This window comes from Pseudomonas sp. S36 (assembly GCF_016647875.1).
GTDB classification, from domain to species: Bacteria; Pseudomonadota; Gammaproteobacteria; order Pseudomonadales; family Pseudomonadaceae; genus Aquipseudomonas; species Aquipseudomonas parafulva.
The window spans coordinates 87,775-104,152 of record NZ_JACVVG010000001.1; the positions used below are offsets into that span (position 1 = coordinate 87,775).

At 64.1% G+C, this 16,378-nt stretch carries 12 protein-coding genes and 1 pseudogene; 10 read left to right on the top strand and 3 right to left on the bottom strand.

Features of this window, described 5'->3' with window-relative positions:
- Nucleotides 1-30: 30 nt before the first annotated feature.
- The 4 genes from cobM to IAE36_RS00420 all read left to right on the top strand — a co-directional run bounded on the left by cobM (nt 31) and on the right by IAE36_RS00420 (nt 5,213).
- Nucleotides 31-783, top strand: coding sequence for a precorrin-4 C(11)-methyltransferase (gene cobM / locus IAE36_RS00405; RefSeq protein WP_201209593.1), 753 nt, complete (start codon nt 31-33; stop codon nt 781-783).
- A 66-nt stretch (nt 784-849) separates the two neighbouring features.
- Nucleotides 850-1,092, top strand: coding sequence for a DUF1272 domain-containing protein (locus IAE36_RS00410; protein ID WP_201209594.1), 243 nt, complete (start codon nt 850-852; stop codon nt 1,090-1,092).
- A gap of 214 nt (nt 1,093-1,306) precedes the next feature.
- A complete protein-coding gene (locus tag IAE36_RS00415) occupies nt 1,307-1,921 on the top strand; it encodes a response regulator transcription factor (protein WP_028633925.1) in 615 nt (204 codons plus the stop codon).
- A gap of 13 nt (nt 1,922-1,934) precedes the next feature.
- A complete protein-coding gene (locus IAE36_RS00420; protein WP_201209595.1) occupies nt 1,935-5,213 on the top strand; it encodes a transporter substrate-binding domain-containing protein in 3,279 nt (1,092 codons plus the stop codon).
- On the opposite strand, the gene IAE36_RS23950 is transcribed toward IAE36_RS00420, so the two are convergent.
- The 3 genes and pseudogenes from IAE36_RS23950 to IAE36_RS00430 form a co-directional block, all read right to left on the bottom strand.
- Nucleotides 5,188-5,682, bottom strand: coding sequence for a methyl-accepting chemotaxis protein (locus tag IAE36_RS23950; protein WP_442967434.1), 495 nt, complete (start codon nt 5,680-5,682; stop codon nt 5,188-5,190). The genes IAE36_RS00420 and IAE36_RS23950 overlap by 26 nt on opposite strands.
- A gap of 39 nt (nt 5,683-5,721) precedes the next feature.
- A pseudogene (locus IAE36_RS23955) lies at nt 5,722-6,582 on the bottom strand (PAS domain-containing protein); the annotation flags it as partial.
- Between the two features lie 5 nt (nt 6,583-6,587).
- Complete coding sequence (locus IAE36_RS00430) at nt 6,588-7,607, bottom strand: LacI family DNA-binding transcriptional regulator (protein ID WP_201209597.1); 1,020 nt, start codon at nt 7,605-7,607, stop codon at nt 6,588-6,590.
- A 206-nt stretch (nt 7,608-7,813) separates the two neighbouring features.
- Between IAE36_RS00430 and IAE36_RS00435 the strand changes: the two genes are divergently transcribed.
- From IAE36_RS00435 to IAE36_RS00460, 6 genes are all read left to right on the top strand, one after another.
- On the top strand, nt 7,814-8,353 hold the full coding sequence (locus tag IAE36_RS00435; RefSeq protein ID WP_201209599.1) for a gluconokinase: 540 nt from the start codon (nt 7,814-7,816) through the stop codon (nt 8,351-8,353).
- Between the two features lie 106 nt (nt 8,354-8,459).
- A complete protein-coding gene (locus tag IAE36_RS00440; protein WP_201209601.1) occupies nt 8,460-9,812 on the top strand; it encodes a GntP family permease in 1,353 nt (450 codons plus the stop codon).
- Between the two features lie 85 nt (nt 9,813-9,897).
- Nucleotides 9,898-10,191, top strand: a complete 294-nt coding sequence (locus IAE36_RS00445) for a hypothetical protein (protein WP_028633919.1) — start codon at nt 9,898-9,900, stop codon at nt 10,189-10,191.
- A 133-nt stretch (nt 10,192-10,324) separates the two neighbouring features.
- Complete coding sequence (mexE, locus tag IAE36_RS00450) at nt 10,325-11,566, top strand: multidrug efflux RND transporter periplasmic adaptor subunit MexE (protein ID WP_201209603.1); 1,242 nt, start codon at nt 10,325-10,327, stop codon at nt 11,564-11,566.
- A gap of 12 nt (nt 11,567-11,578) precedes the next feature.
- Nucleotides 11,579-14,758, top strand: a complete 3,180-nt coding sequence (locus tag IAE36_RS00455) for an efflux RND transporter permease subunit (protein WP_201161673.1) — start codon at nt 11,579-11,581, stop codon at nt 14,756-14,758.
- Nucleotides 14,755-16,170 (top strand): efflux transporter outer membrane subunit, encoded by a 1,416-nt coding sequence (locus IAE36_RS00460; protein ID WP_201209605.1) that lies wholly within the window; start codon nt 14,755-14,757, stop codon nt 16,168-16,170. The genes IAE36_RS00455 and IAE36_RS00460 overlap by 4 nt, the downstream gene beginning before the upstream one ends.
- Nucleotides 16,171-16,378 lie beyond the last annotated feature (208 nt).

Here is a 16,378-nt window from a genome sequence, read left to right on the forward strand (position 1 = left end):
CTGTTCATCTCTCTACATCCAAGGATTTTCATGACGGTCTACTTCATCGGCGCCGGCCCCGGCGACCCGGAACTGATCACAGTCAAGGGCCAGCGGCTGATCCGCCAATGCCCCGTGATCATCTACGCCGGTTCCCTGGTGCCTGCCGCCGTGCTGGACGGTCACCAGGCCGAAACCGTGATCAACAGCGCTGCGCTGAACCTGGAGCAGATCATCGCGGCCATGCAGGCAGCCCATGCCCTGGGCCAGGACGTGGCCCGGGTCCACAGCGGTGATCCAAGCCTGTATGGCGCCATCGGCGAGCAGATCCGTCATCTGCAGGCGCTGGGCATCGACTATCAGATCATCCCCGGCGTAACCGCCACCGCGGCCAGCGCCGCGCTGCTGGGGTGTGAACTGACCCTGCCAGAGGTCGCCCAGAGCGTCATCCTGACCCGCTTTGGCGACAACTCCCCGATGCCGGCCGGGGAACGGCTGGAAGACCTGGCACGCCACGGCACCACGCTGGCCATTCACCTTGGGGTCAAGCACCTGGCGCGTATCGTCGAGCTGCTGCTGCCGCACTATGGGCCACAGTGCCCCGTAGCGGTTGTGCACCGTGCTACCTGGCCCGACCAGGACTGGGTACGTGGCACGCTGGCGGACATCGTCGCAGGCGTCGCGGCCAAGGGCTTCCGCCGGACTGCGCTGATTCTGGTCGGCCACGTGCTGGGAGAAACGCCGTTCGCTGAATCCGCCCTGTATCGCGCCGGGCACGCACACCTGTATCGGCCAGCGGGGTGAGTGTTGCAAGGCACTGCAATCCGGTAGCAGACTGACCAACCCCTTCCTGTTACCGGACCCTCCCCCATGCTGGATTTGCGCCCCAACTGTGAATGCTGCGACGTCGACCTGCCCGGTGACAGCACTGACGCGTTTATCTGCTCGTTCGAGTGCACGTTCTGCCGCAGCTGCGCCGAAGGCCGCCTGCAACAGCGCTGCCCCAACTGCGGCGGGCAATTGCTCAGCCGCCCTGCAAGGGTGGGCCAGGCATTGGCAAACAACCCGGCCTCCATCCTGCGCGTCAATAAACATCATGCGACCTGCGCCTAAGACCGGCAGGTAGGCGCCAGCGCCTGCCTGGGCGCGCGCCGCCTAGTTTTGTAGGATTTTTCGACAGCACGGCCAAGGTTTATCAACACTTCTATACTCGGCATTACCAAACTTCCGTAATGGTCGTATCTTGCTGCGCTTCTGATTGACTCACTTGCAGAAGTATTCCTGGGTGCTCCAGGAAATGCACCACACCCTCACAGGAGTTTTCCTAATGACTACCGTGCTGATCGTCGACGATCACCCCATCGTCAGGCTATCCCTGCGCATGCTCCTTGAGCGTGAACGCTTCCACGTCATCGGCGAAGTCGGTAATGGCAGCGAAGTGGCGCAGGTAGCCCGTGAACTGAAGCCTGACGTGGTCATCCTCGACATCGGCCTGCCCGGCCTGGATGGCATGGAGGTGATCAAGCGCCTGCAGGCCATCGAGCCGGTGCCCAAGATCATGGTCCTGACAGGCCAGGCCACCGATCTGTATGTACGGCGCTGCCTGGATGCCGGCATTGGTGCCTTCGTGACCAAGGAAGAAGACCACGACGCCCTGCTGTTCGCCCTCAAGGCGCTGGTGAAGGGCTATTCAACATTCCCGCAGATGTCGGTCAACAGCAACTCGCTGGAAAGCGAGCCGGTACGCCTGGCCAGCCTGTCGAACCGCGAAATGGAAGTGTTGCGGCGCCTGGCACGTGGCGAGAGCAACAAGAACATCGGCAGTTGCATGAACCTCAGCGCCAAGACCATCAGCACCTACCGGGGCCGCATCATGGAAAAACTCAAGACCGAGTCGCTGGTTGAAATGGTCGACCTGGCCAAACGCAACAGCGTCTACTGAGCGGCGGGCGGCCATGAAACGACTGCTGGCTGGCGCCTTGCTGCTGCTCGCCCTGGCCGGCCCCGGCTGGCTGCTGGCCGCCAGCGAAACCCGCCAGCTGCTGGCCCGCTCGGTGAGCGCCACGCCACCCATGACGCTTACCCATGAAGAACGCCAGTGGCTGCAGCAGCGCCGGCGTATCGTGCTGGGTAGCTCAAGGCCCGACTACCCGCCGTTCGAGATCAACGTCAGCCCCCACGACTATGAGGGCATCAGCGCAGACTACGCCGGCATCATCGCCGAGCAGTTGGGGACGCCTATCGAGGTGCTGCGCTTCGACAGCCGCCACGAAGCCATCGCTGCGCTGCACGACGGGCGAATCGACCTGCTGGGCAGCTCGAACGGCTTTGAGGCCGCCGATGCGCAGCTCAGCCTGAGCGCACCTTACGCCGACGACTTGCCCGTGGTGGTCACCCGCGAAGGCCGCAACCTCAAGGACACGCCCGAACTGGCTGGCCTGCGCCTGGCCATGGTGGACCATTACCTGCCGGCCAACCGAGTGCGCGCACTGTACCCCAGTGCGCATCTGAGCCTGTATCGCTCTACCCAGGCCGGGCTGGCTGCCGTGGAGCTGGGTGAGGCGGATGCTTACCTGGGCGACGCCATCAGCACTGACTTTCTCATCGGCAAGACCTTTCAAGGCACTTTGAAAATTGACCACTTTTCCCAGGTGATTCCCGAGGCGTTTTCCTTTGCCATCGCCCGCGACACACCCCACCTGCGGCAGTTGGTAGACAGAGCCCTGGCGCGCATTGGCGAGAGCGAGCGCCTGAACATCCTGCGGCGCTGGAGCAGCGGTAACACCAGCCTGCTACTGCAGCGCCACCTCAGCGCCCTGTCTGCCGAAGAGGAAGCCTGGATCATCGCCCACCCCGTTGTGGATGTGTTGATCAACCCGGCGCTGGCCCCCCTCACGTTCAACGACGCCGAACAACGCCCCACCGGCATCACCCTGGAGCTGCTCAAGCAGATCGGCCTGCGCACCGGCTTGCAGTTCAACCCCGTCGAGGGCGCATCGGCGCAGGATATGGTCGAACGGCTGGCACGCGGTGAGGCGCAGATGATCGGGGCCTTGGGCTATGGCGCGCAGCGATCCCGGCAATTGCGTTACACCCGGCCCTACCTGGTCAGCCCGCGGGTGTTGATCACCCGCGCTGATGACGCCTCCTCGTCGCGGGTCAAGGACCTTGGCCAACAGCGCATCGCCCTGGTGCGGGGCTCACCCCAGCGCGACATGCTGCAACGCCGCTACCCCCACGCCACGCTGATCGAACTGGACAGCCCGCTCGACCTCATGGAAGCTCTGATCAAAGGTGCTGCGGACGTGGCACTCAGTAGCCACATCAATGCGGCCTACTACATCAGCCACGTGTTCAAGAACCGCCTGAAGATTGCCAGCGTCCTGGACGAAGACCCGGCCATTGCCGCGTTCGCAGTCGCGCCGGATCAGCCGCGGTTGCAGGCTATCCTCGACAAGGCATTGCTGAGTATCCCACCCGAGGAACTTGAGCGTTTGATCAACCGTTGGCGTACCAGCACGCTGGTCAGTGACAGCCCATGGCGCAACTACCGGGACCTGGCGCTTCAAGTGCTGGTACTGGCCGCCCTGCTGCTGGCCGGGGTGGTGTTCTGGAACAGCTACCTGCGCAAGCTGATCAACCAGCGCACCGAGGCACAGCACGCGTTGCAAGCCCAGTTGGCCCTGAGCCGCGGGCTATTGGAGCAGCTGCGGCACGCCAAGGAGGAAGCCGAACAGGCCAGCCAGACCAAAAGCACGTTCCTGGCGACCATGAGCCACGAAATCCGCACGCCAATGAACGCCGTCATCGGCTTGCTGGAGCTGGCCCTGGAAGACAGCCGAGACGGGCGTTGCGATACCCAGACCCTGCAAACTGCCCACGACTCGGCCCTGGGCCTGCTGGCGCTGATCGGCGATATTCTGGACATCTCGCGCATCGAGTCGGGGCACATCAGCCTGCAGCCGGTGCCGACCGACCTGGTCGAGCTGGTACAGGCCACGCTGAGGGTGTTTGAAGGCAATGCCAGGGCCAAGGGGCTGCACTTGCACGGCGCCCTGCCGCCGCTGCCGGTGTGGGTGTCGGCAGACCCGCTGCGCCTCAAGCAGGTGCTGTCGAACCTGCTCAGCAATGCCATCAAGTTCACCGAGCGCGGCGAGGTTCAGGCCAGCCTGATGCTGGCGGGCTCAGCTCCAGAAGGCCAGGTGCAGCTCGAACTGTGCGTACGCGATTCAGGGATCGGCATCAGCCCTGCCGACCAGGCCCGCCTGTTCAACGCCTTTGTCCAGGCCGACGGGCCACGTGCCCAGCAGGGTGCAGGCCTGGGGCTGGTGATCAGCCGGGCACTGGCAGAACTGATGGGTGGCACGTTGGCCCTGCACAGCGTGGAGGGCGTGGGCACCAAGGTGCAGGTCAGCCTGGCCTTGCCCGCGTGCGCTGCGCCGACAGCAACGGAGCCGCCGCACACAGCGTCGCAAAACAGCGGCGCTCCCCTGGACATACTGGTAGCCGACGACTACCCCGCCAACCTGCTGTTGCTCGAAAGGCAACTGCGCACGCTGGGCCACCGCGTCACCCTGGCGCAAAACGGTGAAGCGGCGCTGGAGCGCTGGCAGGCAGCACACTTCGACCTGGTGATCACCGATTGCAGCATGCCGGTGATGGATGGCCATGAACTCACCCGGCGCATCCGGGCCATAGAGCATGAGCGCGGGCTGCCACCTTGCCGTATCGTGGGCGTGACCGCCAACGCACAGGCCGATGAACGGGCGCGCTGCCTGGCCAGCGGTATGGATGACTGCCTGTTCAAACCCATCGGGCTGCGCACCTTGAAAGCCCACCTCCCCCAGGCCGACGCCGCTGCCATGGCCCCCCCTGCGGCCGCCCTCAGCAACAGTTTCAACTTAGCAGAACTGCACCACCTGACCCGCAATGACGCCCAGCTGACCCGCCATCTGCTCGAGCAACTGTCCCAGAGCGTAGCCGAGGACCTGGCCTCGTTGCGCGGCCTGGCGCCCGACGCCGCCGACGACTCGGTGCGGGCCTTGGTACACCGGATAAAAGGTGGCGCCAAGATGATCCGCGTGCGCACCGTGGTGGCTCGCTGCGAAGCGGTGGAGCAGGCTGTGGCCAACGGGCAGCCCACACGCGAGCAGCAACAACTGCTGCAAGCCAGCCTGCAAACCCTGCTGGATGAACTGGGCAGCGCGCTCAGTGCAACTGCAGTGTCGAGGTGATCTCGTCGATAGCATCGACCACGTGACGTGAGCCTTGCTGAATCTCCATGATCACCGTGCCCGCCTCGTTTGCCAGGGCAACGCCATGGCCGGTGCGTTCAAGGCTCGACTGCATGCTGGACACTGCGATACCTGACAGTTCATGGTTCTGCCGCACCACATCGACAATTTCCAGGGTTGCCTGGCTGGTCCTGGCGGCCAGGTTGCGTACCTCGTCGGCCACCACGGCGAAACCGCGCCCATGCTCACCGGCACGCGCCGCTTCAATGGCAGCGTTCAAGGCCAGCAGGTTGGTCTGATCGGCAATGCCACGAATGGTCAGCACGATCTGGGCGATCTCATCCGACTGCTTGCTCACGGCGTCCAGGCTGCGCGCCGCCTGGTTCAGCTCCTGGGAGATGTGCTCGATGACCTGCACCGCCTGCTGTACCACCTCGGTGCCTTTGCGCGCGCATGCATCGGCCTGCACAGAACTGGCATGAGCAGCATCGGCCGCCCGCTGCTGGGTGTTGACCTGATGGGTGATGTCGCTGGCGAACTTCACGACTTTGTACAAGCGGCCCTTGCTGTCGAAAATGGGGTTGTAGGACGCCTCCAGAAACACGGTCTGGCCCGACTTGCTGACCCGCTCGAAGCGGTGGGAGTGGTACTCGCCGCGGTTCAACGATGCCCAGAACTCACGGTAAGCAGGGGATTCGCGTTCAGCCGGCAGGCAGAACAGGCCGTGATGCCTGCCCACCACCTCGTCCAGCGTGTAGCCCATGGTGTCGAGAAAGTTCTGGTTGGCCTGCATCACCCGGCCTGCCGGGGTGAACTCGATCACGGCCATCGACCGGCCTATGGCGTTCAGCCAACGTTCGCGCTCATGCTCCAGTGCTGCGCGCTGGCTGATGTCTGCGGCCACCTTGATCACGCTCACTACCTGTTGCTGCGCATCGAGCACGGGCATGTAGCTGGCCTCGAGCCAGACCTCACGGCCCTGCTTGTCGATACGCTCGAAGGTGCCGCTGACAGGCGTGCCCTGCCCCAGGTCATGCCACAACTGCCGATACTGCGCGCTGTCGGCGTAATCGGGCGCGCAGAACAACCGGTGGTGGCGACCGAGCAGCTCCTCGGCGTCATAGCCCATGGCGTGGCAAAAGCGCGGGTTGGCATCGATGATGATGCCGTCAGGGGTAAATTCGATCATTGCCATGCACTGGCTGATGGCGGCGAGTTTGGCCTTGGCATCGGCCAGTGCCTGGTGGCTGCGCTGGATTTCTTCCAGGTCGGACTTGCGATGGAAATCGAACATACCCCGGCCTCCTTTCCGCTCGGTGTTCAGAGCATAGATCGCCGTTTGCACCGCGTGAGGCCCATGCACCGCCATGGGCGTCAGGTGCTTTCGCGCACCATCAGCTCGAAGCCCAGGTCCTGCTGGCTTGGCGCCACCGCTTTGCCATCAAGCAGCGCCAGCAATACCTGGGCAGCGCTCCGACCAACGGCAGCTCTAGGGGTACGAATGGACGTGAGCCTGGGCACCATGTGCGCCGACGCCGGCAGGTCATTGAAGCCGACCATGGCCACCCGCTGGGGCACCTGCACGCCCTGGCGCAGCGCCTGCAGCACCGCGCCCTGCGCCAGGTCGTCGTTGCAGAAGAAGATACCGTCCACATCCGGCGCCTGCTCCAGCAACTGGCTGAACAGCTCGCCGCCCAGCGCGATGGAGGACGGCTCAGGCGTCAGCACCTCCCGTTCGGCTACGTGAAGGCCGGCCTCAGCCAGGGCCTGGCGAAAGCCTTCGGCGCGCTGCATCACCCGTGGGTCCAGTTGGGCCGCTATAAAGCCAAGCCGGGTGCGGCCGCGCTCAATGAGGTGGTGCGCTGCCGCCCGGCCAGCCTGTTGCTGCGAGAAACCGACGGACAATGCCTCCGATGTTTCGTCGAGCTCCATCATGTGCACGCAAGGTACCCCACTGGCCGCCAGCATCTGGCGGGCAGCCTCGCTGCGCTCGAAGCCTGTAAGCAACATGCCGCAGGGCTGGTAGGCCAGGTAGTTGCGGATCAGGTTTTCTTCTTCGGCCAGGTCGTAGTGGTAGTTGCCGATCAGCACCTCGAGCCCACGCGGGCGCATGACCTCGTGGATGGCCTCCAAAGTGTCGATGAACAGTTGGTTGGACAGCGACGGGATCAGCACCACCACCGACTGGCTGCGTGCCGACGCCAAAGCACGGGCAGCCGGGTTTGCCACATAACCCAGGCTGGCGGCAGCAGCAGCGACCTTGGCCGCCAGCTCTGGCGCCACGGTACTGACGCCACGCAGGGCACGGGATGCGGTAATCGGGGAAACCCCGGAAAGCCTGGCCACTTCTGCCAGGGTAGGACGGCCGGTGGTGCGGGAGCCAATGCGGGACATGATGTTGTAATTTTACTACTTGCAAGGAGTGGGAACGGCCTCTAAGGTAGCGCTGTCCCAGGAAGCAGGCAACGTGTCTTTGGCCATCGCGCCGCACGCGCTTGCAGATGGGCGTCCATACTGCGTTTGCACAAGACCAATAACACCGGGGAGGTGGCGTTTCGTCCTCGACGAGACAGCGCTATCTCACCCCGCAGGAGGTACTGATGAACTCTTCCCTGCCCGCCATTGTGGTAATGGGAGTGGCCGGCTGCGGCAAAAGCAGCATTGGCGCTGCTATCGCTGCCAGAAGCGGCGGCCGCCTGATCGAGGGCGACGCCTTCCACCCCGCCGACAATATTCGCAAGATGAGCGCCGGCATTGCGCTGGATGACGACGACCGCGCCGGCTGGCTGGTACGCCTGGGCCAGGAGCTGCAAGCCAGCGCCCTGGCAGGCGAGCGGCCCATCCTGACCTGCTCTGCGCTCAAACAGCGCTACCGCGAGACCTTGCGCGCAGCCATGCCGGGCCTGGTGTTCGTGTTTCTGGAGCTGTCCCCCGCCCAAGCGGAACAACGGGTACTGGCGCGCCCCGGGCACTTCATGCCCGCCAGCCTGATCGACAGCCAGTTCGCGGCGCTTGAGCCGCCCCACGGTGAGCCACGCACGCTGGCACTGGATGCCACCCAACCCATCGCCGCCCTGGCCGACGCCGTAGACACCTGGCTAAAGCGCTGCGGTGATCAGGTATTGGCGCAAAGCGCCTGACGCGGCGTTTGCCTGATCACCAGAGACAGCGCTACCCCACCCTCGCCATAGGGTCGATTCAACAACAGCATTGCCAAAACAACGATAAGACCGAGGCCTTCACATCATGTTCGGACTGGCTACTGATACCTTCCTGCTGCTCGACGCGCTGGTCACCATCGTCGGGCTGATCCTGCTCATCACCCACTTCAAGGTTCACCCCTTCGTTGCCCTTACCTTGGCCGCAGGCTTTCTGGGCCTGACCTCCGGCATGCCAGTGGCGAAGGTCATGAAGTCGTTCCAGGACGGCTTTGGCGGCGTATTGGGTTTCGTCGGCATTGTGCTGGCGCTGGGCACCATGCTCGGCAAGCTGATGGCCGACTCCGGGGGGGCTGACCAGATCGCCCAGACCCTCATCCGCGCCTTCGGCAAGAAGAACGTGCATTGGGCCATGATGTTCGCCGCGTTCCTGGTGGGCATCCCGCTGTTTTTCGAAATCGGCTTCGTGCTGCTGATACCGCTGGTATTCATCGTGGCGCGGCGCTCCGGGGTCTCGCTGATCAAGATCGGCATCCCGTTGCTGGCCGGCCTGTCCGTGGTGCACGGCCTGGTCCCGCCGCACCCGGGCCCGCTGCTGGCCATCGGCATCTTCCATGCTGACATCGGCAAGACCATCTTCTACGGCCTGATCGTAGCGCTGCCGACCGCCATCATCGCCGGCCCGCTGTTCGGCAACTTCATCTCCCGCTACATCCCGGGCCAGCCATCCCAGGAGCTGATGGACCAGATTGCCAAGGAATCCGACCAGGGCAACCTGCCCAGCTTCGGCGTGACCCTGATCACCGTGTTGCTGCCGGTGGTGCTGATGCTGCACAAAACCTTCGCCGACGTGGTACTGCCCGCCGAGCATATCGTGCGTCAGTGGATGGACCTGATCGGCCACCCCATTACCGCGCTGCTGGCGGCACTGTTGCTGGCTTTCTACACCTTCGGCTCGGCCCGCGGCTTCAACCGCCAGCAGATCATGAAGATGCTCGACCATAGCCTGGCGCCCACCGCAGCCATTGTGCTGATCGTGGGTGCCGGGGGCGGCTTCAAGCAGATGCTGGTGGATACCGGCGTGGGCAACGTGATCGGGCAGATGGCCGTGCAGGCCGAAATCTCCCCGATTCTACTGGCCTGGCTGGTGGCGGCGGTAATCCGTATCGCCACTGGCTCCGCCACGGTGGCAACCATCACCGGGGCCGGCATCGTCGCGCCGGTGATCGACCTGGTACCCGGGGTGAACCGTGAGCTGCTGGTATTGGCGACGGGCGCGGGCTCGCTGATCCTGTCGCATGTGAACGATGCGGGCTTCTGGTTGGTGAAGCAGTACTTCAACATGACAGTCGCAGAAACCTTCAAGACTTGGAGCATGATGGAGACCATTCTGTCGGTCGTCGGCATCATCTTCATCATGTTACTGTCGCTGGTGGTGTGACCGTTGATCGGGGTAATGGCACCTTGACGCCGTGGGCAGGGCCAAACCTTGCGTAACCGCCCTGCCCTAAGCCAAGGAGACTGCCATGACCCGTTCGAGCTTCCTGCTGGTCGCATTGCTGGCCTCGCCGTTGACGTTCGCCGCTGGCACCGGCCCCACCTATCCGGACGACCCGCACAGCCAAGCGCCAAAACCCGGCGTGGACAGCACCCTGAACCCGATTGAAAAGCCCGTGCCTACCGACACCGACCCCCGCCTGCAGGGTCATGACCCGGACAGCCCGCCTGCCATACAGAACGACAACCGCGACTTGCCGGGCATGGATGCCACCGGTTCGGAAGGTGCAGGCAAGAGCGGCCAGGGTGCTGCCAAACCCTGACAATGGGTTGCATCACGGTGAATGAGCCGGACCTATCATTCGCCGTGATAATAAAGTTCAGCCCGTTCGATTCGTGCCCTACGCGTAACACACTCACACTCCGCCCATTACTAATAGGTTGGCGGAGTTCTCCATGGAACCATCACTCAAATCCCTGCGCTTGCCCCTCACTGCCCTGGCAGTCGTGGTGGTCAGCGCATGCGGCCGTACCCCCGACACCGCGCAGGCTCCGGCTGCGCCGAAGGTCACCGTCGCCAAGGTGATCGAACAGCCGATCAACGAGTGGGATGAGTTCACCGGGCGCCTGGAAGCGCCGGAAACCGTCGAAATACGCCCTCGGGTATCGGGCCAGATCGACCAGGTGGCGTTCACCGAAGGCGCCCAGGTACGCAAGGGCGACCTGCTGTTCCAGATCGACCCACGGCCGTTCCAGGCCGAAGTACGGCGCCTGGAGGCCCAGGTTCAACAGGCCAAGGCCACTGCCATTCGCAGTGCCAACGAAGCCCGCCGTGGCGAACGGCTGCGTGACAGCAATGCCATCTCTGCGGAATTGGCCGAGTCGCGCAGCAGCGCGGCCGCCGAGGCACGCGCCGGGGTTGACGCCATCCAGGCGCAGCTTGACCTGGCCCGCCTCAACCTCAGCTTCACCCGCGTGACCGCGCCCATCAGTGGCCGGGTCAGCCGCGCTGAATTCACCGCCGGCAACATCGTTACTGCCGATGTCACACCGCTCACCAGTGTGGTTTCGACCGACAAGGTGTATGCCTACTTCGATGCCGACGAGCGCGTCTACCTCAAGTACACCCAGCTGGCCCGCGACGGCCAGCGCGGCCAGGCCACGCCGGTGTACCTGGGGCTGACCAACGAAAACGGCAACCCACACCTGGGCCAGATGAACTTCGTTGACAACCAGGTCAACCCGCGCACCGGCACCATCCGTGGCCGCGCCGTGTTCGACAACAAGGCCGGCGGCTTCACCCCGGGGCTGTACGCCCGGCTCAAGCTGGTGGGCAGTGCCCAGTACGATGCTGTGCTGATCAACGATGAAGCCGTGGGTACCGACCTTGGCAAGAAGTTCGTGCTGGTCATGGACAAGGACAACAAGGCAGCGTACCGCGCCGTCGAACTGGGGCCCAAGCTCGAAGGCCTGCGCATCGTGCGCAGTGGCCTGGGCAAGGATGACCGCATCGTGGTCAAGGGCCTGCAACGCGTACGCCCGGGCTCCCAGGTAAGGCCAGAGGAGACGCCGATGGCCAGCGAGCAGACGCTGGCTGCACTCGCCCAGCAGCGTCAGGCCCTGGAAGCCAGCAACCCCACGCCCAAGGTGGCAGGCAATAACGCTAAAGCTGCCAGTGCCCAAGCGCCGCGCGGTTAAGGGAACACACCGATGAACTTCTCAAAATTCTTCATCACCCGGCCTATCTTCGCCGCGGTGCTGTCGCTGGTACTGCTGATTGCCGGCTCGATTTCACTGTTCCAGCTGCCGATCAGCGAATACCCCGAAGTGGTGCCGCCCACGGTGGTAGTGCGCGCCAACTTCCCCGGTGCCAACCCCAAGGTCATCGGCGAAACCGTCGCGGCGCCGCTGGAGCAGGCTATCACCGGGGTGGAGAACATGCTGTACATGTCTTCCCAGTCCACCGCCGATGGCAAGCTGACGCTGACCATCACTTTCGCCTTGGGCACCGACCTGGACAACGCTCAGGTGCAAGTGCAGAACCGCGTGACCCGCACCCAGCCCAAGCTGCCAGAAGAAGTGACCCGCATCGGTATTACCGTGGACAAGGCGTCCCCGGACCTGACCATGGTGGTGCACCTGACCTCACCGGACAACCGCTACGACATGCTGTACCTGTCCAACTACGCCATCCTCAACATCAAGGACGAACTGGCGCGCCTGGGCGGTGTGGGCGACGTTCAGCTGTTCGGCATGGGTGACTACTCACTGCGCGTCTGGCTGGACCCGAACAAGACCGCCTCGCGCAACCTGACCGCCAGCGACGTGGTGGCCGCGATCCGTGAGCAGAACCGTCAGGTGGCGGCAGGCCAGCTGGGCGCACCGCCCGCACCGGGCTCCACCAGCTTCCAGCTGTCGATCAATACCCAGGGCCGGCTGGTCAACGAAGAAGAGTTCGAGAACATCATCATCCGCGCTGGCGCGGACGGTGAGATCACGCGCCTGAAGGACATCGCCCGGGTGGAGCTCGGTTCCAGCCAGTACGCCCTTCGCTCGCTGCTGAACAACCAGCCGGCGGTCGCCATCCCGATCTTCCAGCGCCCAGGCTCCAACGCCATCGACATCTCGGACGAGGTGCGGGCAAAGATGGCCGAACTGAAAAAAGACTTCCCCGAGGGCATGGACTACAGCATCGTCTACGACCCAACCGTCTTCGTCCGCGGCTCCATCGAGGCGGTGGTGCACACCCTGTTCGAAGCGCTGGTGCTGGTGGTACTGGTGGTGATCCTGTTCCTGCAGACCTGGCGCGCGTCGATCATCCCGCTGCTGGCAGTACCGGTTTCGCTGATTGGTACGTTTGCCGTCATGCACCTGTTCGGGTTTTCGCTCAACGCGTTGTCCCTATTCGGCCTGGTACTGGCGATCGGTATCGTGGTGGACGACGCCATCGTCGTGGTGGAGAACGTCGAGCGCAACATCGGCCTGGGCCTGAAACCGCTGGAGGCCACCCAGAAAGCCATGAGCGAGGTCACCGGCCCGATCATCGCCACCGCGCTGGTGCTGTGCGCAGTGTTCGTGCCTGCCGCCTTCATTTCGGGCCTCACCGGGCAGTTCTACAAACAGTTCGCGCTGACCATCGCCATTTCCACCGTGATCTCGGCGTTCAACTCCCTGACCCTGTCTCCGGCCCTGGCTGCGGTGCTGCTCAAGGAACATCATGCGCCCAGGGACCGCTTCTCGCGCCTGCTCGACAGGTTGCTGGGCAGCTGGCTGTTCGCGCCGTTCAACCGCTTCTTCGACCGTGCCAGCCACCGCTATGTGGGCGGCGTGCGCCGGGTGATCCGCTCCAGTGGCATTGCACTGTTCGTGTATGCCGGGCTGATGGGCCTGACCTACCTGGGCTTCTCGTCGACCCCGACGGGTTTCGTGCCCGCCCAGGACAAGCAATACCTGGTGGCCTTCGCCCAACTGCCAGACGCCGCCAGCTTGGACCGCACCGAAGCGGTCATCAAGCGCATGAGCGAAATCGCCCTCAAGCAACCCGGCGTGGCCGACTCGGTGGCCTTCCCTGGCCTGTCGATCAACGGTTTCACCAACAGCCCGAACAGCGGCATCGTGTTCACGCCGCTCAAGCCGTTTGACCAGCGCAAGGACCCAAGCCAGTCGGCTGCGGCCATCGCTGCTGCACTCAACGCCCAGTTCGCCGACATCCAGGACGCCTACATTGCCATCTTCCCGCCACCACCGGTACAAGGCCTGGGCACCATCGGCGGTTTCCGCCTGCAGATCGAAGACCGCGGCAACCTGGGTTATGAAGCACTGTATAAAGAAACCCAGAACATCATCGCCAAGAGCCACGATGTGCCAGAGCTGGCGGGCTTGTTCACCAGCTACCAGGTGAACGTGCCTCAGGTGGACGCGGCCATCGACCGGGAAAAGGCCAAGACCCATGGCGTGGCGATCACCGATATCTTCGACACCCTGCAGGTGTACCTGGGCTCGCTGTACACCAACGACTTCAACCGCTTCGGGCGCACCTACCAGGTGAACGTCCAGGCTGAACAGCAGTTCCGCCTGGATGCCGAGCAGATCGGCCAGCTTAAGGTGCGCAACAACCTGGGCGAAATGATCCCGCTGGCCACGTTCCTCAAGGTCAGTGATACGTCCGGGCCTGACCGGGTGATGCATTACAACGGTTTCATCACCGCCGAGATCAATGGCGCCGCTGCCCCCGGCTACAGCTCCGGTCAAGCCGAGGCGGCCATCGAAAAACTGCTCAAGCAGGAACTGCCCAACGGCATGACCTACGAATGGACCGACCTTACCTACCAACAAATCCTGTCGGGCAATACGGCGTTGTTTGTGTTCCCGCTGTGCGTGCTGCTGGCCTTCCTGGTGCTTGCCGCCCAGTACGAGAGCTGGAGCCTGCCATTGGCGGTGATCCTGATCGTGCCCATGACGCTGCTGTCGGCCATCACCGGGGTGATCGTGTCGGGCGGTGACAACAACATCTTCACCCAGATCGGCCTGATCGTACTGGTGGGCCTTGCCTGCAAGAACGCCATCCTGATCGTCGAGTTCGCCAAGGACGAACAGGCCAAGGGCCTCGACCCGCTGGCAGCCGTGCTCGAAGCATGCCGCCTGCGCCTGCGCCCGATCCTGATGACATCGATCGCCTTCATCATGGGTGTGGTGCCGCTGGTGTTCAGCTCCGGGGCCGGCTCGGAAATGCGCCACGCCATGGGTGTGGCAGTGTTCTCGGGGATGATCGGCGTGACGGTGTTCGGCCTGTTCCTCACCCCGGTGTTCTTCTTCCTGATCCGCCGTTTCGTCGAACGTCGCCAGGCCCGCAAGGCCCAGCACGCGCCTTCGCTGGAGAGCCACGCATGAACCTGCTCAAACCCTTGACCCCAAGCCTGTTGGTATTGGCCCTGGCAGCCTGCGCCGTGGGGCCGGACTACAACGCCCCGGCCACAGCCCCTGCGCAATTGGCGGGGGGCAGCCAGGCCCAGGGCTATGACCGCAGCCGCTTCGAAACCCTGTGGTGGAAGCAGTTCGACGACCCGGTGCTGAACCAGCTGGTTCAGGCTTCGTTGCAGGGCAACCGCGACTTGCGGGTAGCCTTTGCTCGGCTGAAGGCTGCGCGCTCGATTCGTGAGGACGCCGAGAACGACCCGTTCCCGGTGGTCACCAGCCGCGCCAGCAGCGAGGTTGGCAAGGGCCAGGTGCCTGGCCAGACGGAGCGCCGGGTCAACACCGAGCGCTATGACCTGGGCCTGGACATGGCGTGGGAACTTGACCTGTTCGGCCGCATCCAGCGTCAGATAGAAGCCAGCCAAGCGCAGGAAGACGCGGCGGCGGCAGACCTGCAACAGTTGCAGGTCAGCCTGATTGCCGAGCTGGTGGATGCCTACGGCCAGTTGCGCGGGGCACAACTGCGGGAAAAGATCGCCTTGGCCAACCTCAAGACGCAGCAGCAATCACGCACCATCACCGAAACCCTGCGCGATGCGGGGGTGGGCAACGAGCTGGATGTGGTGCGTGCCGATGCCCGCCTGGCCGGTGTGGAAGCCAGCGTACCGCAACTGCAGGCGCAACAGGCCCGGGCACGGCACCGTATTGCCACGCTGCTCGGCCAGCGCCCCGAAGCGCTCAGCGTTGACCTGGCGCCCAAGGCGCTGCCTGCCATCGCCAAGGCCCTGCCGGTGGGCGACCCCGGCGAGTTGCTGCGCCGGCGCCCGGATGTCCGCAGTGCCGAGCGCCAGTTGGCCGCTGCCACGGCCAACGTGGGCGTTGCCACCGCCGACCTGTTCCCGCGGGTCAGCCTCAGCGGGTTCCTGGGGTTCACTGCGGCCCGGGGCTCGCAGATCGGCTCGTCGGCGGCCAACGCCTGGGCGCTTGGGCCCAGCATCACCTGGGCCGCGTTCGACCTGGGCAGCGTGCGTGCGCGGCTGCGGGGTGCCAAGGCCGACGCCGAGGGTGCCTTGGCCAACTATGAGCAACAGGTGTTGCTGGCCCTTGAAGAGTCGGCCAACGCCTTCAGCGATTACGACAAGACCCAGCAGCGGCTGCTGTCGCTGATGCGTCAGAGCGACGCCAGCCGCAAGGCTGCGGAACTGGCCTCGATCCGTTACCGCGAAGGCACGGTGGACTACCTGGTCTTGCTCGATGCCGAGCGCGAACGGCTGAGCGCGGAAGATGCCCAGGCGCTGGGTGAAATCGACCTGTACCGCGGCATTGTCTCCATCTACAAGGCCCTGGGTGGCGGCTGGCAACCTGAAACGCTCGCCAGCGCACACTGAGGTCCCTGTTCCAGGCTCCTTTGGTTGGCTCGTCCAGCCAGCGTTTGCCCCGCCGGCTCGTGCCGGCGGGGCTTTTTTTATGCTGGGTGTAACGCGAGTGTCCGTTGCGACGGGGTCTGCGGCGATTTGATTGAGCGCCGCTCGCGCGGCGCATCGCGAGCTGCGCTCGCTCCTACAGTGTTGCGTGCGCACCCAATGCCGAATGGCT